This is a genomic window from Acidimangrovimonas sediminis (genome assembly GCF_002871005.1).
Lineage (GTDB): Bacteria > Pseudomonadota > Alphaproteobacteria > Rhodobacterales > Rhodobacteraceae > Acidimangrovimonas > Acidimangrovimonas sediminis.
Genome location: NZ_PHSN01000008.1, coordinates 25982 through 46858, shown reverse-complemented (window position 1 = coordinate 46858; position 20877 = coordinate 25982). Strand labels below are relative to the sequence as shown.

General features: G+C 69.7%; 21 protein-coding genes. 3 read left to right on the top strand and 18 right to left on the bottom strand.

The genetic code is table 11. From position 1 onward, the window contains the following. The first annotated feature begins 94 nt into the window (after positions 1–94). Positions 95–676: a VOC family protein gene (locus CVV76_RS09290; protein ID WP_102224368.1), complete on the top strand. Its 582-nt coding sequence runs from the start codon at positions 95–97 to the stop codon at positions 674–676. Here CVV76_RS09290 and CVV76_RS09285 read toward each other — a convergent pair. The 3 genes from CVV76_RS09285 to CVV76_RS09275 are packed head-to-tail and all read right to left on the bottom strand — an operon-like array spanning position 670 to position 3409. Further along, positions 670–1734 carry a hypothetical protein gene (locus CVV76_RS09285; RefSeq protein ID WP_146010281.1) on the bottom strand — a complete coding sequence of 355 codons (1065 nt, stop codon included), beginning with the start codon at positions 1732–1734 and terminating at the stop codon, positions 670–672. The genes CVV76_RS09290 and CVV76_RS09285 overlap by 7 nt on opposite strands. A 59-nt stretch (positions 1735–1793) precedes the next feature. Next, positions 1794–2084, bottom strand: a complete 291-nt coding sequence (locus CVV76_RS09280; protein ID WP_102224366.1) for a cupin domain-containing protein — start codon at positions 2082–2084, stop codon at positions 1794–1796. Next, positions 2081–3409 carry an aspartate aminotransferase family protein gene (locus CVV76_RS09275; protein ID WP_102224365.1) on the bottom strand — a complete coding sequence of 443 codons (1329 nt, stop codon included), beginning with the start codon at positions 3407–3409 and terminating at the stop codon, positions 2081–2083. The genes CVV76_RS09280 and CVV76_RS09275 overlap by 4 nt, the downstream gene beginning before the upstream one ends. A 234-nt stretch (positions 3410–3643) precedes the next feature. Between CVV76_RS09275 and CVV76_RS09270 the strand changes: the two genes are divergently transcribed. Then, positions 3644–5272, top strand: a complete 1629-nt coding sequence (locus CVV76_RS09270) for an AMP-binding protein (protein WP_102224364.1) — start codon at positions 3644–3646, stop codon at positions 5270–5272. A 225-nt stretch (positions 5273–5497) separates the two neighbouring features. Next, positions 5498–6556, top strand: a complete 1059-nt coding sequence (locus tag CVV76_RS09265; RefSeq protein ID WP_102224363.1) for a hypothetical protein — start codon at positions 5498–5500, stop codon at positions 6554–6556. 156 nt (positions 6557–6712) lie between these two features. On the opposite strand, the gene CVV76_RS09260 is transcribed toward CVV76_RS09265, so the two are convergent. From CVV76_RS09260 to CVV76_RS09195, 15 genes are all read right to left on the bottom strand, one after another. Continuing rightward, a complete protein-coding gene (locus CVV76_RS09260) occupies positions 6713–8242 on the bottom strand; it encodes an SPOR domain-containing protein (RefSeq protein WP_102224362.1) in 1530 nt (509 codons plus the stop codon). A 66-nt stretch (positions 8243–8308) separates the two neighbouring features. Then, positions 8309–8941, bottom strand: coding sequence for a uracil phosphoribosyltransferase (upp, locus tag CVV76_RS09255; RefSeq protein ID WP_102224361.1), 633 nt, complete (start codon positions 8939–8941; stop codon positions 8309–8311). A gap of 3 nt (positions 8942–8944) precedes the next feature. Further along, positions 8945–9916, bottom strand: coding sequence for an adenosine deaminase (locus tag CVV76_RS09250; protein WP_102224360.1), 972 nt, complete (start codon positions 9914–9916; stop codon positions 8945–8947). Continuing rightward, complete coding sequence (locus tag CVV76_RS09245) at positions 9913–11136, bottom strand: phosphopentomutase (RefSeq protein ID WP_102224359.1); 1224 nt, start codon at positions 11134–11136, stop codon at positions 9913–9915. The genes CVV76_RS09250 and CVV76_RS09245 overlap by 4 nt, the downstream gene beginning before the upstream one ends. After that, positions 11133–12443 (bottom strand): thymidine phosphorylase, encoded by a 1311-nt coding sequence (locus tag CVV76_RS09240; RefSeq protein ID WP_102224358.1) that lies wholly within the window; start codon positions 12441–12443, stop codon positions 11133–11135. The genes CVV76_RS09245 and CVV76_RS09240 overlap by 4 nt, the downstream gene beginning before the upstream one ends. Positions 12444–12480: 37 nt before the next feature. Then, positions 12481–12930 carry a cytidine deaminase gene (locus CVV76_RS09235; RefSeq protein ID WP_102224357.1) on the bottom strand — a complete coding sequence of 150 codons (450 nt, stop codon included), beginning with the start codon at positions 12928–12930 and terminating at the stop codon, positions 12481–12483. 160 nt (positions 12931–13090) lie between these two features. Then, positions 13091–13342, bottom strand: coding sequence for a DUF7742 family protein (locus tag CVV76_RS09230; protein ID WP_102224356.1), 252 nt, complete (start codon positions 13340–13342; stop codon positions 13091–13093). A gap of 6 nt (positions 13343–13348) precedes the next feature. After that, positions 13349–17290, bottom strand: a complete 3942-nt coding sequence (locus CVV76_RS09225; protein ID WP_102224355.1) for a baseplate multidomain protein megatron — start codon at positions 17288–17290, stop codon at positions 13349–13351. Next, positions 17290–17754, bottom strand: a complete 465-nt coding sequence (locus CVV76_RS09220; RefSeq protein WP_102224354.1) for an NlpC/P60 family protein — start codon at positions 17752–17754, stop codon at positions 17290–17292. Before CVV76_RS09220 ends, CVV76_RS09225 begins: the two co-directional genes overlap by 1 nt. Next, positions 17751–18620 (bottom strand): DUF2163 domain-containing protein, encoded by an 870-nt coding sequence (locus CVV76_RS09215; protein WP_102224353.1) that lies wholly within the window; start codon positions 18618–18620, stop codon positions 17751–17753. The genes CVV76_RS09220 and CVV76_RS09215 overlap by 4 nt, the downstream gene beginning before the upstream one ends. Beyond that, on the bottom strand, positions 18617–19249 hold the full coding sequence (locus CVV76_RS09210; RefSeq protein ID WP_102224352.1) for a DUF2460 domain-containing protein: 633 nt from the start codon (positions 19247–19249) through the stop codon (positions 18617–18619). Before CVV76_RS09210 ends, CVV76_RS09215 begins: the two co-directional genes overlap by 4 nt. Before the next feature lie 4 nt (positions 19250–19253). Further along, positions 19254–19910 (bottom strand): phage tail tape measure protein, encoded by a 657-nt coding sequence (locus CVV76_RS09205; RefSeq protein WP_102224351.1) that lies wholly within the window; start codon positions 19908–19910, stop codon positions 19254–19256. Next, complete coding sequence (locus tag CVV76_RS25185) at positions 19873–20115, bottom strand: rcc01693 family protein (protein WP_199178551.1); 243 nt, start codon at positions 20113–20115, stop codon at positions 19873–19875. The genes CVV76_RS09205 and CVV76_RS25185 overlap by 38 nt, the downstream gene beginning before the upstream one ends. Continuing rightward, on the bottom strand, positions 20112–20444 hold the full coding sequence (locus CVV76_RS25180; RefSeq protein WP_199178550.1) for a gene transfer agent family protein: 333 nt from the start codon (positions 20442–20444) through the stop codon (positions 20112–20114). The genes CVV76_RS25185 and CVV76_RS25180 overlap by 4 nt, the downstream gene beginning before the upstream one ends. A 5-nt stretch (positions 20445–20449) precedes the next feature. Then, complete coding sequence (locus tag CVV76_RS09195) at positions 20450–20866, bottom strand: phage major tail protein, TP901-1 family (protein ID WP_102224349.1); 417 nt, start codon at positions 20864–20866, stop codon at positions 20450–20452. Positions 20867–20877: the final 11 nt, after the last annotated feature.

The window sequence follows — 20877 nt, the reverse complement described above, 5'->3', positions numbered from 1 at the left end:
CCGGAGCCAGGACCGGGGCTGCGCCCCGCCTCGGGAGGGCTCGCTTTCCCGGCCCGGTGCCCTACCCTTTCCCCCGAACGATCGGAGGAAAGCCATGCGCAAGCTTCAGACCCAGGGGGTGCACCACATCACGCTGACTGGGGCCGACCGGCAGTCGACGATCGACTTCTGGGAGGGCGTGCTGGGGATGCCCTTCGTCTTCGACCAGCCCAACCTCGACAACCCGGATGAGGGACACCTCTATTTCGATCCGGGCGACGGGCGGCTCATCACCGTCTTCACCAACGAGGCCCGCGCGCCCGTCCACGACCGAACGCCCACCGATCCGGGCTGCGTCCACCACCTCGCCTTCGCCGTCAGCATGGCGACCCACCGGCAGGCAGTCGAACGGCTGGACGAACGCGGCATTCGCCATTCGGGGGTGAAGGACCGGGGCTTCATGGACTCGATCTACTTCACCGACCCGCTGGGCCTGCTGATCGAGCTTGCCTGCTACAAGTTCGACCCGCCGCGCGGCTTTGCCCATGCCGACGTGATGATCGCGGCGCATCGTCTTCGGGTCGCGCGCGGCGACGATCACATCGCCGAGGTCCACCTTGCCGACGCGATCGAGGAGCTGATCGCCGGATCGCAGGGATCGCTGAGCGGGGACCGCGGCGCGAAGAACCCCTACTGACCGCCGCCCAGCCGGAACCCTGCCTCTGCCGCCGCGTCCACCGGTAGCCCCATCAGCGCCAGCACCTCGGCGATCCGCGCCTCGCATTCCGCGGGCTGGGCGGCAGGCAGCAGGTTCTGGCCGAAATACCACGTAAGGTACTTGGCGAAGGGCGTCCGGGCCGCCTCGGCCGCCTGCATCGCCGCGCCGATCGCATCGGCACGGTAGAGCGTGGTCACCGCGTGATGGAAATCCACCTGCGCCGACACCACGGCGGGCACCCGGTGCAGCATCGCCTCGATCGCCACGGCCGAGCAGCGGGTCACCACCACCGCCGATTTCGCCAGCACCTCGTGCAGGTTGGGCGTGGCCACGATGACCCCGTTCCGCGGGTCATGATAGCGCGCCATCACCTCGGTCTCGCGCAGGCCCGACCATGGGTGTGGCTTGATCACCACCGGACGGTCGCCCCGCTGGCGCAGGGTCTCGGCGATCAGATCGGGATAGGCCGCGTAGCTCGGGTAATGCTCCGGCGCGGCAAAGGTCTGCGCGGCGATGGTGATGCAGCCGTCGGGGATCTCCACCTCGCCCGCGGGCGCCTGCGCGAACTTCGTCCGCCCGGTCGCGACGAAGCGCTGGCGCAGGCGGGCCATGAACTTGGCCGAGAACTCCTCGGCCATCTTGTGCGGGCGGAAGTCGCGCAGCCGGACTGAGGAATTGTTGCGCACCCCCAGGGGATCGAAGAACCAGAACCCGTTCAGATAGCCCGGAAAGCAATGCACGAGGTCGGGCCGGGTGGCGGGCACCGGCGGCCGCTCGATCATCCAGATGTTTAGGAGGCCCGGCCGCGGCGCAACCGGCGCAACCGCCGTCAGCCCGTCGACCGGTGCCAGCCGGTAGCCGTTGCGCTCCAGCAGGCCCGAGAGCGTGCTGAGGAAATCGAGGCGCCCGGCGCAGGCCGCCTCCAGCAGCTTGTCCTGCGAATAGACCAGCGCGAGACGCCCGCCCGCCGCCGACACCTCGGCGGCCAGCCTCTCGGCCTCGGCCATGGTCAGGGGGGCGGTCACCGCGTCACTCATCCTGTCCCCCACCGACTGGCCCCGCCGACTGGCCCCGCCGACTGGCCCTCACCGAAGGCTCACCCCTTCAGCTCGACCTCGACAAAGGTCATCGGCGCATCGCCGCCGTTGATGACGTTATGCTCGGTGCCCACGGGCCGGCGATAGGCGCTGCCGGCGGGCACAACGCTTTGCGTGACCTCGCCCCCTGGCAGTTCCAGTTTCAGCGTACAGTCCGTCACCGTGGTGATGACGTACTCCATACCGTGGGTATGCCATCCCGTCTCGGCCCCCGGCGCGAAATCGTAGCGGGTGACCCGTACCTTCTCGTCATCGAGAAGGACCGTGGCCGCCGCCCCGGCGCGCGTCATTCCAGCGTCTCCAGCACCTCTTTCAGCGTGCCGATCAGCTGGTCGATCTGCGGCTTCTCGATGATCAGGGGCGGCGACATGGCGATGATGTCGCCGGTGGTGCGGATCAGGATGCCCTTCTCATAGGCCTTGAGGAAGGCGTTGAACGCCCGCTTCGTGGGTTCCCCCGCGATCGGCGCCAGCTCCACCGCGCCGATCAGGCCCATGTTCCGGATGTCGATCACGTGGCGCGTGCCCTTCAGCGAATGCAGCGCCTCCTCCCAATAGGGGGCGAGTTCAGCGGCACGTTCGAAAAGGCCTTCCTCCTTGTAGGTGTCCAGCGTGGCGATCCCGGCGGCCGAGGCGATCGGGTTGCCGGAATAGGTGTAGCCGTGGAACAGCTCGATCATGTGCTCGGGGCCCTGCATGAAGGCGTCGTGCACCTCGGCCGAGCACATCACCGCGCCCATCGGGATCACGCCGTTGGTCAGGCCCTTGGCCGTGGTCATCATGTCCGGCACCACACCGAAGTGCTGGCCAGCGAAGGCCGACCCAAGCCGCCCGAAGCCGGTGATCACCTCGTCGAAGATCAAGAGGATGCCACGCTTCTTCGTGATCGCGCGTAGCTTCTCCAGATACCCCTTGGGCGGCAGCAGCACGCCGGTGGAGCCCGCCATGGGTTCGACGATCACCGCGGCGATGGTCTCGGCCCCGTGCAGCGCGACGATACGCTCCAGCTCATCGGCAAGGTTCGCGCCGTGTTCCGGCTGCCCCCTGGTGTAGGCGTTCTGGTCCGGCAGGTGGGTGTGCGGCAGGTGGTCCACACCGGCCAGCAAAGTGCCGAAATGCTTGCGGTTCGACACGATCCCGCCGACGGAGATGCCGCCGAAGTTGACCCCGTGATAGCCGCGCTCGCGCCCGATCAGGCGGGTGCGCTGCCCCTCGCCGCGGGCACGGTGATAGGCGATCGCGATCTTCAGCGCGGTTTCGACCGACTCGGAGCCCGAGTTGGTGTAGAAGACGTGTTCCATCCCCTCCGGCGCGATGTCGATCAGGCGGTTGGCCAGCTCGAAGGCAATGGGGTGGCCCATCTGGAACGCCGGCGCATAGTCAAGCTCTCCCGCCTGTTTCCGGATCGCCTCGGTGATCTTCGGCCGGCAATGGCCCGCGTTGCAGCACCACAGACCCGCAGTGCCATCCAGCACCTCGCGCCCGTCGGCGGTGGTGTAATGCATGTCCTTCGCGGCCACGAACATCCGCGGCGCCTTCTTGAACTGGCGGTTCGCGGTGAAAGGCATCCAGAAGGCATCAAGATCGTTCGGGGCGGGTTTGCGGTCCAGGGCCATGGGCCTCTCCATCACAAGGCGCGCCGCGAGAGGCGGCGCACGGGTATCGGTTTCTGACCGGATGGTCAGGCTCACGCTAGGCAGCCTTGCATGCCACAGTCAAGGGCGGGCGTCGCGGGGCGCCACATGCAAGGCACTCCCCGCGCCGCGCCAATCCGCCCCCGCGAGGGGCTTTCCTTTCCGATCGTCATCCCCCAATCTCCACGCAAGATTCTTTCAGCGGGAGGGCGCAGAATGGGGTGGTTGCCGGACGAGACCGGATTGGAGCGCAGGCCCGCGAATTTCGTGCCGCTGACACCGCTGTCGCACCTGCAGCGCGCCGCTGACCTCTTCGCCGAGCGCACCGCCCTCGTCTATGGCAGCACCCGGCGGAGCTATGCCGAATATGCCGCCCGCGTCAGCCGCCTCGCTTCGGCCCTCGCGCATCGCGGCGTTCGGCCCGGCGACGTGGTGGCGACCCTCCTGCCCAATATCCCGCCACAGGCGGAGGCGCATTTCGGCGTGCCCGCCGCGGGCGCGATCCTGAATACCATCAACACCCGGCTCGACGTCGATACGGTGGCCTATATCTTCGGCCATGCCGGCGGCAAGATCGCGCTGGTCGACAGCGCCCTGCTGCCGCTTGCCGAGGCCGCGATCAAGGCGATGGAAGGCCCGGCGCCGCAGATCGTCGAATGCGTCGACACCGAGGCCGGGCAGACCCAATCGGGCCATTACCTGACCTACGAGGAGCTGCTGGCCGAGGGCGATTCCGGCGCCGACTGGATCATGCCCGACGACGAATGGGAGAGCATCTCGCTCAACTACACCTCGGGCACGACGGGCAAGCCCAAGGGCGTGGTCTGCCATCACCGCGGCGCCTACCTCTGCACCATGGGCAACGCGATCTCGTGGCGAATGGTGCTTTATCCGGTGTACCTGACGATCGTGCCGCTGTTTCACTGCAATGGCTGGACGCACACCTGGATGATGCCGCTTCTGGGGGGCACGCTGGTGTGCTGCCGCGACATCACCGCGAAGGCGATCTACGACGCGATCGCCGACGAGGGCGTCACCCATTTCGGCGGGGCGCCGATCGTTCTCAACACCATGGTCAACGCGAAACCGGAGGACCGGCGCAGCTTCGACCACATCGTCGAGGTCTTCACAGCGGGCGCCCCGCCCCCCGCCGCGACCCTCGCCGCGTTCGAACCGCTAGGCTTCAACGTGACCCAGGTCTACGGCCTGACCGAGACCTACGGCCCCACCACCGATTGCACCTGGAAACCCGAATGGGACGCCATCGAGGGCGACGAGCGCGCGGCGCTGAAGGCCCGGACCGGCGTCGCCATGCCGATGATGGAAGAGGTCGTGGTGCACGACAACGGCACGCCCGTGGCCCGCGATGCCGCCCACCTGGGCGAGATCGCGATGCGCGGCAACGGCGTGATGAAGGGCTATTACAAGAACCCGCAGGCCACCGAGGAGGCCTTCAAGGGCGGCTATTTCCGCTCGGGCGACATCGCGTTTCAGCATCCGGACGGCTACATCAAGATCACCGACCGGGCGAAGGACATCATCATCTCGGGCGGAGAGAACGTCAGCTCCGTCGAGGTCGAGGACGCGCTGGCGCGCCACCCGGCGGTCAGCCTCTGCGCCGTGGTCGCCAAGCCCGATGAGAAATGGGGCGAGGTGCCCTGCGCCTTCGTCGAGCTGAAGGACGGCGCAGAGGTCACGGAGAAGGAGCTGATCGCCTTCTGCCGCGAGCGGCTCGCGGGGTTCAAGACGCCCAAGCACATCGTCTTTGCCGACCTGCCCAAGACCTCGACCGGGAAGATCCAGAAATTCGAGCTGCGCGCGGTGGCGAAGCTGATCGACGCCTGAATGCCGGAAGATCCGGCTGCCGGAGGCAAGGCAAGGGGGGGCGCGCCCCCCCTTGGACCCCCCGGGATATTTCCACTCAGAAGAAGGGGAGCCGGGCGCGCGAGGCGGATGACGGATCTTTGCGTCTTTCTTGTGCAAATACCTCTGTCCGGCGGGTCTCCTGCCCTTTGCCCCCGCCGCGACATGCGGTAGGATCGCCCGCGAGAGGCACAACGAGCAGGGCCCATGGCGCGCGCAACGGCGCTATCACGTTATCAACGGCTGGAAAGCCAAGGGATCTGGCGCGAGGCGCCGGACGCCCAGCGTCGTGACGTCATCGTGGCATTCGGTGAGGCTTCGCTCGTGCTGTCCGACGTCCGGTCCGAGCAGGCGCTGACCCACTGGTCGCTGCCGGCCGTGGTGCGGCTGAACCCCGGCGAGGTGCCCGCGCTCTATTCCCCGTCGGAGGACGGGGTCGAGACGCTGGAGCTTGACGACGACGAGATGATCAGCGCCATCGAGACGGTGCGCGGCGCGATCGAGGCGCGGATGCCCCGGCCGGGGCGACTGCGCCACGTGATCACCGGAACCGCGCTGACGGCGGTGGTGCTGCTGGCGGTGTTCTGGCTGCCGGGCGCGCTGATCGACCACACGGCGCAGGTCGTGCCGCAATCGAAGCGGCAGGACATCGGGCGCATGGTGCTGGCCGATCTGACGCGGATCACGGGCCCGGCCTGTTCCGATCCCGACGGCAAGCGTGCGCTGACCCTGCTGACCGACCGGCTGTTTCCCGACGGGGGGGCGCAGGTGATCGTGGTTCCCGGCGGCCCGGCGCGGGCCGTGCATCTGCCCGGCGGCTACGTGGTGCTGCGCCGCGACCTGATCGAGCGTTACGAGGGCCCCGATGTCGCCGCCGGCTACATGCTGGCCGAGCGCGCGCGGGCGGCGCAGACCGATCCGCTGAAGTCGCTGTTGCGGTGGGCCGGCGCCGCAGCGACGGTCCGGCTGCTGACCACCGGTCAGATGTCCACCGGCGCGGTGCATGGCTATGCAGAGGTGCTGCTCAAGCGCGCGGCCCAGCCGGCCGAGGTGTCCGAGACCGCGCTGATCGCCCGGTTCCGCGCCGAGGAGCTGTCGCCCGCGCCCTATGCCAGGGCGCTGGACGCCGCGACCCCGCCCGAGCCGGGGGCCGCTGCGACCGCCGCGGGCCTTCTGGCCGCCGATCCGTTCAAGAGCGATCCGCCGCCGCCGCTGATCCCCGATGACAGCTGGGTCGGCCTGCAGGGCATCTGCCAGAATTCCTAGCACCGCCATGCGCCGCGGCCACCGGCGGTGGCGCGCGGACCCGTCGGCAGCGGACCCGTCGGAAAAGGTCGGGGCGCCCCTCGCCTTTCGGAAAGGAACGCCCCTGGTCGCTTGCCTGTCCTCTGCCCTTCTTGGCTCGGGGGTCTTGCCTGTCCGTCAGCGAATATAGGCGTCGCCGAACCCCGCCTGGCGCACCGTTCCCAGTGCGGCCGTTAAACTTGCGGTCGAGGCGAAAGGCCCCGCCATGACCGTCTTCAGCACGCGCCCGCGCGCATGCATCGTTCCCATCGCCACCGGCAGCCCCGCCGCGCGCAGCCGTGCCGCCGTGCGGGTTGCGTTGCCCGGTTCGCCGAAGGCGCCGACCTGGACGTAGCGCCCGCCGGCCTGCGGCGAGGGCGCCGCCGCAACCGCCGCGTTCGAGGTCGAGAGCGTGGCCCGCGTGGTGCGTTGCGCCGAGGCGGTGCGGACCGGGTGGCTGCGGGCAACCTTGGCCGTCGTCGATACGGGGCGCGCCCGCACCGTGTCAGGGTACGTCAACCCCGGGTATTTCGAGGTCACGTTCTGCCCGGTGGTGGTGTTCAGCAGTTGCCGCGGCACGGTGTCGGTCCAGACCAGGTTCATCGACTGGTCGCCGGCCGCGCTGCGCGGACCGCGCAGAGGGTTGAGCCGGCCATCGGTCCAGGCCTGCTTGTAGCCCGAGGGTACCACCGGTGCGGTGTTGATGTTCGGATTGTCGACCATCGAGGCGCCATTCACGCCCGAGGTCCGATCTGCATAGACCGTCTGCCCCGAAGACGCCGGAATCTGTGCCACGCTCGCCGGCGCCACGCTTGCGGGCAGCGGTGCGGCAGCGGTCGTGCTTTGCGCGGGGGCCGGGCTACCGGCGGGCAGAAGCGGCTGCGGCGGGGCGACCGGGACATTGCCCTTCATGTCGAAGTCGTCAAGCTGCGCGGTCTGCACCGGCTGCTTGGCCTGCGCCTGATCGACCACGCGCACGACCATATAGGTGTTGCTCCCCGGCTGGCAGCTCACCGCGGTGCGCCCGTCCGACAGGGTGTAGACCTTCGACACCTCGTAGCTGTAGCCCGGGCATGAGGCCTTGTTCACCAGCTTCACCGGGCGCGCTTCGACCGCGCTGCCCGAGCCCTTGGTCTGCTGCTCTGACGGGGCGTCGCCGAGCGCGACCTGATGCGCGGTGACCGGCCCGACCGCGCCAACGGGGGTGCCGCTGCTGTATTTCGGCGTGGTCTTGGCGGTGTAGGTCGCGGCAGCGGGGGCCGGGGCCATCTTGCTTGCGATGGTCGGCATCGGCGCCGCAGCCTTCGAGGGGGCCGGGATCGGAGCGGGGGCCGGTGCGGGCGCCGCGGCGGCGACCTTCGGCTTGTTCAGGGGCACCTCGGTGGTGATGCTCTGATGCGTGGCGGGACGGGTCTCGTTCTGGGCGAAGGTCGGTTTGTAGCCGCACATCAGTTGGCGCGACCGGGTCACCCGCGGCACCCAGGTCGTGTTGCCGCCGTAGCCCGCGCGCATGAAGATGCAGCCGCTGCTGTCGACGAACTGACCGCCCTTGTAGGAGGCAGGCGGCAACTCTGCCGGACCCTGGCTTTGAAAGATCGTCTCGGCCCACAGGGTCGAAGGAACCAGGGCAGTCGCCGCAGCTGCGACCGCCAGTACCCGAATAAGCATGACTACCCCCTAGTAGCGTTGGGGAATCATGCCAGCCCTCGGCCCACGAGTAAAGCGGGAATTCGCTTATTTGGTACCGAACATGCGGTCGCCCGCATCCCCTAGCCCAGGAACAATATATCCATGGTCGTCCAGCCGTTCGTCTACAGATGCTGTGACGATCGGCACGTCGGGATGGGCCTCGCGCATCCGCTTCACCCCTTCGGGCGCGGCCAGCAGGCACAGGAAGCGCAGGTTCCGGGCGCCCGATTTCTTCAAGAGATCGATCGCCGCGGCCGAGGAATTCCCGGTGGCGAGCATGGGGTCGACAACGATCACCATGCGGTCGCCCAGCTCCGGCGGGACCTTGTAGTAGTACTGGACCGGCTGCAGCGTTTCCTCGTCGCGGTAAAGGCCGACAAAACCCACGCGCGCAGCGGGAACCAGCTCGAGGATCCCGTCGAGCAGGCCGTTCCCGGCCCTGAGGATCGACACCAGCACCAGCTTCTTGCCGTCGATGGCGGGGGCGTCCATCTCCATCAGCGGGGTTTCGATCCTGCGCGTGGTCATCGGCAGTTCGCGCGTCACCTCGTAGGCCAGCAGCTGGCTGATCTCGCGCAGGAGCTGGCGGAAGCTGGCGGTCGAGGTGTTCTTGTCGCGCATGATGGTCAGCTTGTGCTGCACCAGCGGGTGGTCAACGACGGTCAGGTGGGTCTGCATGGCCTAGCTCCCTAGTCTTTCGATCAGCCGCTTGCGGGTGCCCTCGTCGCAGAAGGCGGCCTCGGCCGCGGTCCGGTTCAGGGTATGGAACACCCCGTCGTCCCAGTCCAGCGCCTCGGCCAGCCGGTCGAACTCGCGGGTCATCGTGGTGTGGAAGAACGGCGGATCGTCGGTGGACACCGTAACCTTCACCCCCCGGTCGTAAAGCTTGCCGATCGGGTGGCGGCGCCAGTCGGGGTAAAGCCCCAGCGCCACGTTCGATCCAGGGCAGCATTCCAGCACCACGCCCGCCTCGGCCAGTTCGTCGACCAGCGCCAGATCCTCGATCGCGCGGACACCGTGGCCGATACGCTCGACCCGCAGATCATGCAGGGCGTCGCGCACACTTTCGGGCCCGCCCCATTCGCCGGCGTGGCAGGTCAGGTGCAGCCCGGCCTCGCGCGCCATGTCGAAGCTGTAGGCGTAATCCTTCGGCGTGCCGGTCTTCTCGTCGCCCGCAAGCCCCAGCCCCACGACGAACTCCCCCGCTGTCTCGGCGGCGCAAAGCGCGGCCTCGCGCGCCTTGTCGGGGCCGAAGTGGCGGATGGGCGTGACGATGGCGCGCAGGATCGGGCCGCCCTGCGCCTCGACCCGTGCCGCCGCCTCGCGGATCGCCGCGAGATAGTCGCGCCAGGCCGCCACGTCGCGGCCGCCGCAGAAATCGGGGCTGAGGAAAGCCTCGGTGTAGATCACGCCCGACGCTGCGCTTTCCTCAAGCACGGCGGTGGTGAGGCGGGCGTAATCCTCGGGGCTGGTCAGGACGGAGGTCGCGGCCTCGTAGACCTTCAGGAAGTGCCAGAAGTCGGTGTAGCTGTAATGCCCCTGCGCATCGAAGATGCCCGAGATGTCGATGTGCTTCTCGGCCGCAAGGCCACGGATGAAGGCGGGCGGCGCGGCCCCTTCGAGATGCAGGTGCAGTTCGATCTTGGGGGTCACAGAAAGCTCCGTCCCGGGCACTGGGGGTGGCCCTGCGGATCAAGGCCGAGATGCGCGGCGACCGAGGCCGCGACGTCGGCATAGGCCACCTGCCCCACCGGGCGCAAGCCGACACCCGCGCCCACGACCGGCACCCGTTCCCGCGTGTGGTCGCCGCCGGTCCAGGTGGGGTCGTTGCCGTGGTCCGCAGTGAAGATCACCAGGTCGCCGGGACGCAGCGCCGCCGCCAGCCGCCCGACATGGCCGTCGAACCATTCCAGCGCGCGGGCATAGCCCGACACGTCGCGGCGGTGGCCCCAGAGGCTGTCGAACTCGACGAAATTCGCGAAGGTGAGCGATCCGTCGGGGGCCTCGGCCACCCGTTGGTGCAGATGGTCCATCAGCGCGGCGTCGTCGGGGCCCTTCAGCAACCGCCCCACCCCGCGCATGGAAAAGATGTCGCCGATCTTGCCGATCGCCGTGGTCTCGCGCCCCGCCCCTGCCGCCCAGTCGAGCAGCGTCGGCGCCGGCGGCTCGATGGCATAGTCGTGGCGGTTGGGGGTGCGGATGAAATGGCCCGGCTCTCCCACGAAAGGCCGTGCGATCACCCGCCCCACCCGCATCGCGTGAAGCGTCGGCGCCAGCGCCTCGCACAGCGCGTACAACCGGTCGAGACCGAACGCCTCCTCATGCGCGGCGATCTGGAAGACGCTGTCGGCCGATGTGTAGCAGATCGGCCAGCCGGTCTTCAGATGCTCCGCGCCCAGGGCATCGACGATCGCGGTGCCCGAGGCATGGCAATCGCCGAGGATCCCCTCGGTCCCGGCTAGTCGGCAGGTCTCGGCCACCAGGTCGGGCGGGAAGCTGTCGAACCGGTCGGGGAAGTAGTGCCATTCCCACGGCACCGGCACGCCCGCCAGCTCCCAGTGGCCGGAGGGCGTATCCTTGCCGCGCGACACCTCGGTCGCGGCGCCCCAGAGGCCCCGGGGGTCGGCGTCGAACCCGGGCATCCCGGCGCCCGAGGCCAGCCGCACCGCCGCCCCCAGTCCCAGCGCATCGAGGTTGGGCAGACGCAAGGGGCCGCTGCGCCCCTCCTCCGCCCGACCCGCGGCGCAGGCCTCGGCGATATGGCCCAGCGTGTTCGCGCCGGTATCGGGCACGCCATCGTTGTAGAAGGTCCCGGCGTCGGGCGCGCCGCCCGCGCCCACGCTGTCCATCACCACCAGAAAGGCCCGTGTCATCCGTCGATCCTGTCGTAGATCAGCGGCGGTTCGACCACCTCCTCGTCGCCCAGGATGAAGGCCGCGCGCACCACGGCCTCCGCCGCGTCCGCCTCGGCCTCGGACGCCGCGTGGATGATGGCCAGCGGCAGGTCGGCCGAGACATGCTCCCCCACCCCCGCGATGTCCGAGAGGCCGACGGAAGGGTTGATCCGGTCGCCGCCGGTCAGCCGCCCGCCGCCCAGGGTCACCACCGCAAGTCCCAGCGCCTCGCCGTCGATCATGGTGACATGACCTTCGACGCCCGACACCACCTCGCGCATCACCGGGGCCGAGGGGAGGCGGTCGGGCCAGCGTTCGACGAAATCGGCCGGCCCGCCAAGAGCCGCGACCATGCGGCCGAAGACCTCTGCCGCCTGGCCGGATTCCAGCGCCGCCTCGATCCGCTCGGCGCCATCGTCGGGATCCGCCGCCAGCCCGCCCAGGGCCAGCGCCTCGCCCCCCAGCGCCGCCGTCAGATCCCACAGCGCCGCGTTGACCGAGGTGCCGGTCAGCGTTTCCATCACTTCGATCACCTCGAGCGCGTTGCCCGCGGCGGTGGCCAGGGGCTGACTCATGTCGGTAATCAGCGCAGTGGTCATGCAGCCCGCGCCCTGCGCGGTGGCGACCAGCGCACGCGCCAGCGCCTCGGCCTCGCCCAGGCTCTTCATGAAGGCGCCGGAGCCGGTCTTGACGTCCAGCACCAGCCCCTCCAGCCCCGCCGCCAGCTTCTTGGACAGGATCGAAGCGGTGATCAGGTCGATGCTTTCCACCGTGCCGGTCACATCGCGCACGGCATAGAGGCGCCGGTCGGCCGGGGCCACGTCGTCATTGGCCGCGACGATGGCGCAGCCGATGTCACGGGTGATCTGGCGCAGCCGGTCGGTCGTCACGTCGGTACGCACTCCGGGGATCGCCTCGAGCTTGTCGAGCGTGCCGCCGGTATGACCCAGCCCCCGGCCCGAGATCATCGGCACATAGGCCCCGCAGGCGGCCAGCGCCGGCGCCAGCAGAAGCGAGACGCAATCCCCCACCCCGCCGGTCGAATGCTTGTCGAGCACGGGCCCCGGCAGGTCCCATTCCAGAACCGCGCCGCTGTCGCGCATCGCCCGCGTCAGCGCCACGCGCCCGGCCTCGCCCAGCCCCTTGAGGCAGACCGCCATGGCAAAGGCCCCGGCCTGCGCGTCGGTCACGGCGCCCGAGGCGAGGCCCTTGGCGAACCACGCCAGCTCCTCGCCCGTGGGGCGCTGGCCGCGGCGCAAGTGGGCAATGATGGTGCGGGCGTCCAAGGTCAGCGGCCCGTCGCGGTGAAGGGGACCCGCACGGTCAAAGCTCCATGTGCCCGCGTCCGAATGCGCCGGGCAGGATCTCGGCCACGGTCACGGTCCAGCTCTTGCCGCCGGTGGTGCACATGGTGACCTTGACCTCCGGCTTGGCGAATTCGGCGATCTTCTGGCGGCAGCCGCCGCAGGGGGTGACGGGCTCGGGGCTGCCGGCGATCACCACGATCTCGGCGATTTCGGTCTCGCCCGCGGCCACCATCGCCGCGATCGCGCCGGCCTCGGCGCAGGTGCCCTCGGGGTAGGCCACGTTCTCGACGTTGCAGCCGGCGTGGACATGGCCCGCGGGGGTAGAGAGCGCGGCGCCCACCTTGAAGTTGGAATAGGGCACGTAGGCGTTCTCGCGCACCTTCGTGGCGGCCTCGAGAAGCGTTGCGGTGTCAGCCATCTGGACCTCCTGGGATGGTGCCGGACAATGTGCGGCGCGGGGGCACATGATGCAAGGGGGCGTCGGCGGGGAGTGCTGGCGGAGGGACTGGCGGGAACCGGCGGGGGCGCTGCCCCCTGCACCCCCGGGATATTTTCGCTCAGAAGAAGAGCAGGGGCGCGTTCCGTCCTCTTCCGAGGGCGGATATCCGACGGGGCGCCGGGGCGCGTCAATCACGGTGCTGCAGCGCCGCCACAGCCCGGGCCAAGGCATCGAGGAAGGCGGGATCGCGCGCAAGCGCCGCCGGCATCAGGCTGCCGCCACCGTGCACCGGATGGGCACGGCCGCTGCGCCGCCGGCATCGGTCGGCGAGGTCGGCCTCGGCCAGCGACTGGGGGATCGCCCCGTCGCGCCGCTCCGGCTGCGGGGCGCGTGGCACCCGCGCGGCCGCCAGCACGTCGCCGATCGTCAGCAGGCGCATCGCGTCTCAGGCCGCGACGACGACCTGCGCAAAGGGCCCGGGGCCGAAGCTGTCGGAGATCTGCGCCACCGCCAGGGAGAACCCGGCCCCCAGCGTGCCGTCGGCGTCGCGCGCGGCGGGGGAATAGGCCCATTCCGGGGTGACCACCACCTCTTCGCGCACGATCCCGCCGTTCAGGACGACCCGCACGAGATAGGCCTCGCGGCTTTCCCCCAGCGGTACGTCGTAGCCCTGCCAGCTGTCGCCGTCGATCCGGGTGCGGCGGGTCCAGCCTGTCCGCACCCACAGGTCCGCCCCGACCACCGCCCTCAGGTGGCATGGCGAATAGGGACGCAGGCCGATCCCCCCGAAGGCGGCGACCTCGTGCACGTAGCTCGGGTCATCGTAGGGCCGCGCCGCGTTGCCGATCCGGTAGTGCCGCGCCAGCCCGCGCGCCGACAGCGGCAGCGAGATCTGCCGCGCTGCCCCGTCGAGCAGGACGAAGCGGCTGCCGATCGGCCAGACCGCCGGCATGACCCCGTCCGATCCCGCCTGCCCCCGCAACCTCAGGCTCAGGTCATAGGTGTCGGGCGCGACCAGCGTGGCCTCGGCGAACTGGAACACCTCCCAGAACTCCGCCGTGCCATCGCCGATCACCGCCGCATTCGCCCCGTTCAGCACATCATCCATCGAGGCGGATGACAGCGCCCCGCCGTAAACCTTCACCCGCAGCGCCAGCCCCCGGTCCCAGAGCCCGGCCGAGGCAGCCGGCAGGATCGACAGCGTCTCGCCCATGACCGAGCGCGCGGGGATCAGCGTGTTGAGCGCATAGCCCGCGTCCTGCGGGGCCGAATAGCACGCCACCGTCCCGGGCCATGGCGTCGCCGTCACCGCAAGATGCGGCGCCTGCGGCACCTCGGTCCCGGTCAGCAGCGGCAGGTCCATGAAGACCGGAAACACCGGCACCGGCGGCACGAAGGGCCGGGGCACCACCCGCTCCTCCGCCGCGTCCGAGGGGATGTAGACCCCGGGCTCCACCCGCGTCGCCTCGAGGATCTTCGCGCCCGCGTCCTCGACATGATCGATGCGGTAGTCGAGGCCGCGCAGGCTTACCACGTCGCCCGCCCCGAGGCCCGGCATCGACGGCGGCACCGCGCATTTCAGACTGTCGCGCGCCACCCGCTGCTCGGCCAGCCAGCGCTCGGTGATCTGCCGGCCCTCGACGCCGGTGAAGACGATCGGCACCTCGGATTGCGACACCGGCAACTGCCCCTCGCCCGGAAAGGTCGCCTCGGCCGCCGCCGCCTCGTAGGCCCCGGCCCAGCCGACATAGCTCAGCCGCACCCGCCCCGATACCTCGGCCGCCGCCGCACGCGCCACCTCCACCGCGCTGTCCATCTCCTCGGCCAGCGCCAGCCGTCCCTCGTCGAGGCTGACCGACGCAATCCCGTCGCGCAGCCGGAACCGCAGGAGCCCGTCCCGCTCCGCCGCCTCGAACCCCGAGGTCAGCATCAAGGGCTGCAACGCCGCCCGTGCGCTGCCGGTCTGGTCCAGACTGTAGCCCCGCACCAGCCCATGCAGCCGGGCCGTGTCCAGATCCTCCGGCGGCACGCCCGAGCTGGCGCAGATCTCGGCCACCACCGGCGCCATCGCCTGCGCCGTGGCCCGCCCGGTCAGCCAGTGGCCGCGGGCGTAATTGTCGCCGTCGGTCCAGACGTCGACACGGCTCGGAAAGGCCGGGAAGGATCGCGCGTCCCAGCACCAGACGTGGCTCCGCTCATGCTCCAGCATCCGCCCCGCGTAGAGGGTCGCCGCCGGGTTGTGCGCCGGATCGCTCCAGTAGATCCCCATTGCCCGCAAGTACTGGTGCTGGATCAGGTCGTCCCGCGTCCCGCGCGAAAAATACGGCAGCGCCGATTCCGAGGATTTGGGATCCAGGAACACGTTCGGCCGGTTCGTCCCCTTGTCCACCGCCGGACAGCCGATCTCGGTGAACCGAATCGGCTTCGATCCCGGCACCCAGGCCGTGGGCAGCGCCTCCCGCATCCCGCCCGTGCGCGCGAAGTGCAGGTTTTCCCACCAGCCCCGGATATCCTTCGCCCGGTAGACCCAGGGCTCACCGTAATCGCCATCGGTGATCGGCGTGCGGCGCTGGATCTCGCGGGCCTCCCCGGTCTGATAATACCAGTCGAAATACTCGCCGCCCCCGATATTCGCCATAAGGTAGTCAAGGTTGTAGATCGCGCCCCAGCCCTCGTCCGCATGCCCCGGATCGTCGCGCCAGTCCGACGCCGGCAGGTAATTGTCGATCCCCACGAAATCTATGTTCTCATCAGCCCAGAGCGGATCGAGCGGGAACGTGAGATTGCCCTCCGGCGTCACGTAGGATCCGTATTCCGACCAGTCCGCCGCATAGGTCAGCCGCGTCCCCGCCCCAAGGATCCCCCGAACATCCGCGGCCAGCACGCGCATCGCCTCGGCAAAGGGCACACCGCCCGCCCCGCGGACCCGTGCAAGCCCCCGCATCTCCGACCCGATGCAGAACACGTTGACCCCGCCCGCGGCCCTGGCGAGCCAGGCGCAGGACAGGATGAACCGCCGGTAGCCCCAATCCTCCGCCGCGCCGGAATACGCCACCCCGCCCGCCTCGATCGCGAAGTCCCCGGGCTGGACCGTACCAAAGAACGTCGCCACCTGCGTATCGGCCTCCACCATCCCGTCGACCGACCCTTCGCGCCCCGGCGCAATGTCCAGCGTGATCCGCCCGCGCCAGGGAAACGCCGCCTGCTCCGCCCCGCCATAAGGGTCGGGAAGGCCGTTGCCCTCAAGCACCTCCATCAGGACGAAGGGATAAAGCGTCACCTCCTGCCCCGCCGCCTTCAGGGCCGAGATCGCCTCGATCACCGACCCGTCGGCGGGCGTCCCGCCATAGACCGGCGCCTCTTCGATCCGCCCGATCGCCTGTGCCTCGCCCCGCGTGATGCCCCCCGCGCGCCAGGCCATGCCCACGCCCTCGGTCTCCGTCTGCTCGACCTTCGGGCGCACCTTGCACGCGCCGCAACGCAAATCGTCCCCGAACCACGACACCACGACCGAGACCGACCCGCAGGCCGGCAGCTCCAGCCCCAGCTGATCCAGCGCATGGGAGAAATCGGTACGCGCGCCCACATTGTGCACATTGGCCGAAGCATTCACCCCCGGACCATAGGAATAATGCACCGGCGTTGTCGCCAGCGCATATTCCCCGGTCCCGGGTATCAGCGCGACCGCCGTCACCTCTTCGGTCATGAGCGCGGGTTCCGCCCCCTGCCGCGGCGCCCTGCGCAGCACCTCGAAACTGAACTGCGGCACCCGGTTGCCATAGTCCCCCAGCGGCAGATCCTCGAACACCACATAGGCCGTGCCGCGATAGGCGGGCGCAAGCCCTGCCCCGTTCACCGCCTCGATCTTGGGGTCGGGCAGCTGGTCCTCCGACCCGGTGTAAACCCGCATCGGCAGATCCTCGGGCGCAAGCTCCACCCCGTCGGCCCAGACCCGCTCAATCCCCGCGATCTCGCCCTCGCAAAGCGCGACCGCAAGGCTGACCGAATAGCTGTATTCCGTCACGTTCGTGGTCTGGCTCGACCGTGGCGAAGACGCCTTGCCGCCCCCGCTCGTCACCGTGGACGAGGTGGTCGATACATGCTCGGTATAGGTCGTGGCCCAGATCACCTGGCCTCCCACGCGGGTCATGCCCCAGACCCGGCCCACCGCCGTGCCCTCGCTCGCCCCCGTCAGGCGGTAACGGTCGATCCGCCCCGTCTCCACCGCCTGCGACCCGCTGGAGCCACCCATCAGCCGCTGGTCGATGACGCGGCCCACGGTCGCCCCGATCGCCCGCCCGATCACCGCACCCGACAAGCCCAGCACCGTGCCGCCAAACCCCGCCCCGATGGCAGATCCCGCCGCCGCAAGTACGATCGTCGCCATCAGGCACCCCTTTCCTCAACCTCTGGCCCCGGAAACCGGAACCGCGCCACGATCCGCCGCCGCCAGGGCGCCGTGAGCGGGCTTTCCATCACCCGGTGCCCCGAATAGGCATGCACGAAACTGGGGATCGCCCCCACCTCTGCCGCGATCCCCAGGTGCTTGGCGATGCTGCCCTCGCGCATGCGAAACAGCAGCACGTCCCCCGGCGCGTCCTCTGCCTCGCCCCCCGCCGGCACCAGATGCCTGAGCGCGGCGCGCCACAGCGCCTCCTCCCGCCCGGGTTCGGCCCAGTCGGGGGTATAGGCCGGCACCGCCTCGGGCTCCGCCCCCATCACCTCGCGCCAGACCCCGCGCACAAGGCCAAGGCAATCCGCACCCGCCCCCTTCAGGCTGGCCTGATGCCGATAAGGCGTGCCGATCCAGCCCCGGGCGGCCAGCACCACCTGCCCGCCGACCGCACTCATGACGCCCCCTGCGCCACGCCCGGCCGCTGCGGAAAGGTGGTCAGCCAGTCATCCCCGGGGATGTCCGGAAACCCCCGGAAATTCAGAAAATTCTGGAACTTGAGGCGGCAGGTCTCGGCCCGCTTGTCACAGCCCGCCTCGATCCGCACCATGTCGCCCGCGGCAATCTCCGTAGCCAGCGTCTGCCACAGCTCCACCTCCCGGCCCTCCGCGCTCAGCCGGTCGTTCTTGACCATCGCCACCACGCCCGCCGCCGCCCCGGTCAGCACCTTGAAGCGCCCCCGCTCGAACCAGCGATCGTCGAAGCCGGTGAAATCGGCAAAGCGAAAGATCCGCCGGTCCTCGACCTCCTCCACCACGCGCTCCGAGAAAAATCCCGGCGCGCCCAGATCCACCTTGCAGGCCCCGTCCCCCAGCACCGCACCACAACCCGGCTGATAGACCGCGCCAAAGGGCTGGTTCAGCGCCTCGGTCAGCCCCCGCAGTTCGGCCGTGAAACTCCCGCCCGTCCGCGCAAGCTCCCCGAAGCTCCCCCGAAACTGCAACACCCGCGCCGAAGGGTCGGTCCAGTCCACCAGCCAGGCCCGCACCTCGGCCCCGTCGAACCGCCCGGCGATGATGTCCGCCTCGGTGACCGAGACATCCGACAGCGCGCCCACCGCCTCGGTGTTGTCCACCGCCAGCCCCGTTGTCTGCGACAGCGCCTTGGCCGTCATGCCGGTACCGGCGCGAAAGGTGATGCCCTCGAAACCCAGATCCCGGTCGTGATCGGTAAAGCCGAAGGTCGCCCCGTCCGCCCGCACCACCGCCCAGCAGCGGCAGACATGGGTCGTCCCCTCCGCCAGATGCGCATGAAGATCGCTCACAGCCGTACCTCCACCACCGGCACGCTGGGCAGCTCCCCGGCCTGAAAGCTCTGCACCGAAACCTGAACCCGGTCGGTATCGAAGCGCACCGGCACGTCGAACTCGAACCCCGCCGTCACCGGCACGCCCACGTCTGGCGCGGCCGCGAAGGTCACCACCCCCGTAGCCGCCTCGACCGAATATTGCAGGCCCTCGACCAGCGGCTCGCCCGCGATCCCCACTTTCACCGTCCCCGCCACCGGCTTCAGGATCGGCCGGGCATAGCTTTGGTCGCCGGAACGATAGACCTTCTGCAACCGGAACGCCGTCGTCGCCCCGTCCCCCGTCGCAATCACCTGGTCGTCGAAGGCCACGCGGCCCGAAGGCAGGCACGACCGGTAATCCGCCCAATCCTTCCAGCGGAACCCGTTCAGCTGCCCCCGCCGCGCCTCGAAGAAGGCGATCAGCGCCTCGACATCGTCGAGCGAGCGCAACCCCACCCCCGCGTCGTAGTGCCTGCGCGAATCCGCCCAGGGCGTGTTGCGCTCCTCATAGCCGTTCGCCAGCGTCACGATCTCGGTGCGCCGTTCCGGCCCGCCGACCGAGCCGAAGCTGAGGTTGGCGGGAAAGCGGATCTCGTCGAAGCCCATGATATCACCTGTTCCTCTGGCCGCGGCTCAGCGCCCGGCCCAGCTGCGCGGCAACCTGGCTCTGGCTGCGGCGGAAATTCGCGACGTCCGGCGTGGTCACATTCATCACCACATTCACCGCCCCGCCGCCGCCCGCCGCCTGCACCCCCAGCCGCCCGTCGGGGCCACGGGTCAGCGGCATGATCGCCTCCGGCCCCGCCTCGCCCATCAGCCCCCGACCGCCGCGCATCGCGAACCCCGTGGGTTGCGCCACCACGCCGCCACGCGCGAACGGCATCACCCGCCCTTGGCTGAAGGGCGCGCCATTGGCGAACGGCTGAATCGACGACATCACGCTTTCCAATCCCGTGGCGATCGCCCCGCCCACCGCGTTCTGCACCGGCCGCATCGCGATGGCGTAGACCGAATCCACCATGCTCTTGGCCACCCCGTCCAACGCGTCCGACAGGCTCTTGCCGTCGAACACCAGCCCGTCGAAAGCGCGCCTGAGCCCCCAGCCGATCCCCCGCGACAGCGTGTTCACCTCGCGCGAGGTGAACACGAGGCTGTCGCGCATCGACGACAGCGCGCCATCGAACGCCGTCACCACCTCGGCCGAGCCGCCAAGCGTCGCCTCCAGCGCATCAATCCCCTGCGCCAGATCCGTCAGGTCCGTCGTCATCCATCCGCCCCTTCTTGCCCGGAATGTCCGGATAGGCCGCGGCCAGCTCCTCCAACCGCACCCGTGTCAGCGGCCCGGCACCGCCCCCGATCCCCAGCATCAGCATCAACTCCACCGGGGTCAGCGCCCAGAACGCCCGCGGCTCCAGCCCCAGCGTCCCCAGCCCGGCCCGCATCAGCCCGGGCCAGTCGAGCCCGCCCTTCACCGCCCCTCCGGCAGCGCAAACGCCCGCGCCAGCAGCTCCGCCGCCACCCGCGCGGCCTCCACCGGCCCGCCGCCGATCTCGGCACTGCGCAACGCCGCGTCGGTCACGTCCCAGCCGCCGCCGCGCAGGCCCGCGACCACCAGCGCCAGAACGTCGCGGGTGGAAAACCGCCGCCCCTCGAACCGCTCGACCAGCGCGATCAGGCTGTCCTCGCCCAGGCCCGCCTCCAACTCGGCCAGCGCCCCGAGCGTCAGCTTGCACACCCGCCGCTCGCCATCGACGACCAGCGCGACCTCTCCGGCCCATGGATTTACCGGCGCCTTCGCCATGCCGTTCACGTCAACGCCGTGAACACGAGGGCCCCGGCCGAGGCCATGGTCAGCTCATAGGTCGCCTCGCCGTCATGGTTGCCGGCATATTCCAGCGCGGTGATCATGAACGGCCCCTCGACCGTGCCGAAGGCGGGGATCACCACCTGGAAATTCGGCACCTCGCCGTCGAAGAAGATCTGCCGCGCCCGCTCGTCGGTCGTGGCATCCTTGAAGATCCCCGACCCGGTCAGCGCAGCCGACTTCACCCCAGCGCCGGACAGGAGCTCGCGCCACCCTCCGGCGCTCTCCAGCGAGGTCACATCGACCGATTCCGCGTTGAAGCTGAGGTGCGAGGCCCGCAGACCGGCCACCGTCTCGAACGTGCCGCTGCCGGTCATGTCCAGCTTGATGAGAAGATCCTTGCCGTTCTGGGCAGCCATGGTGATTTCTC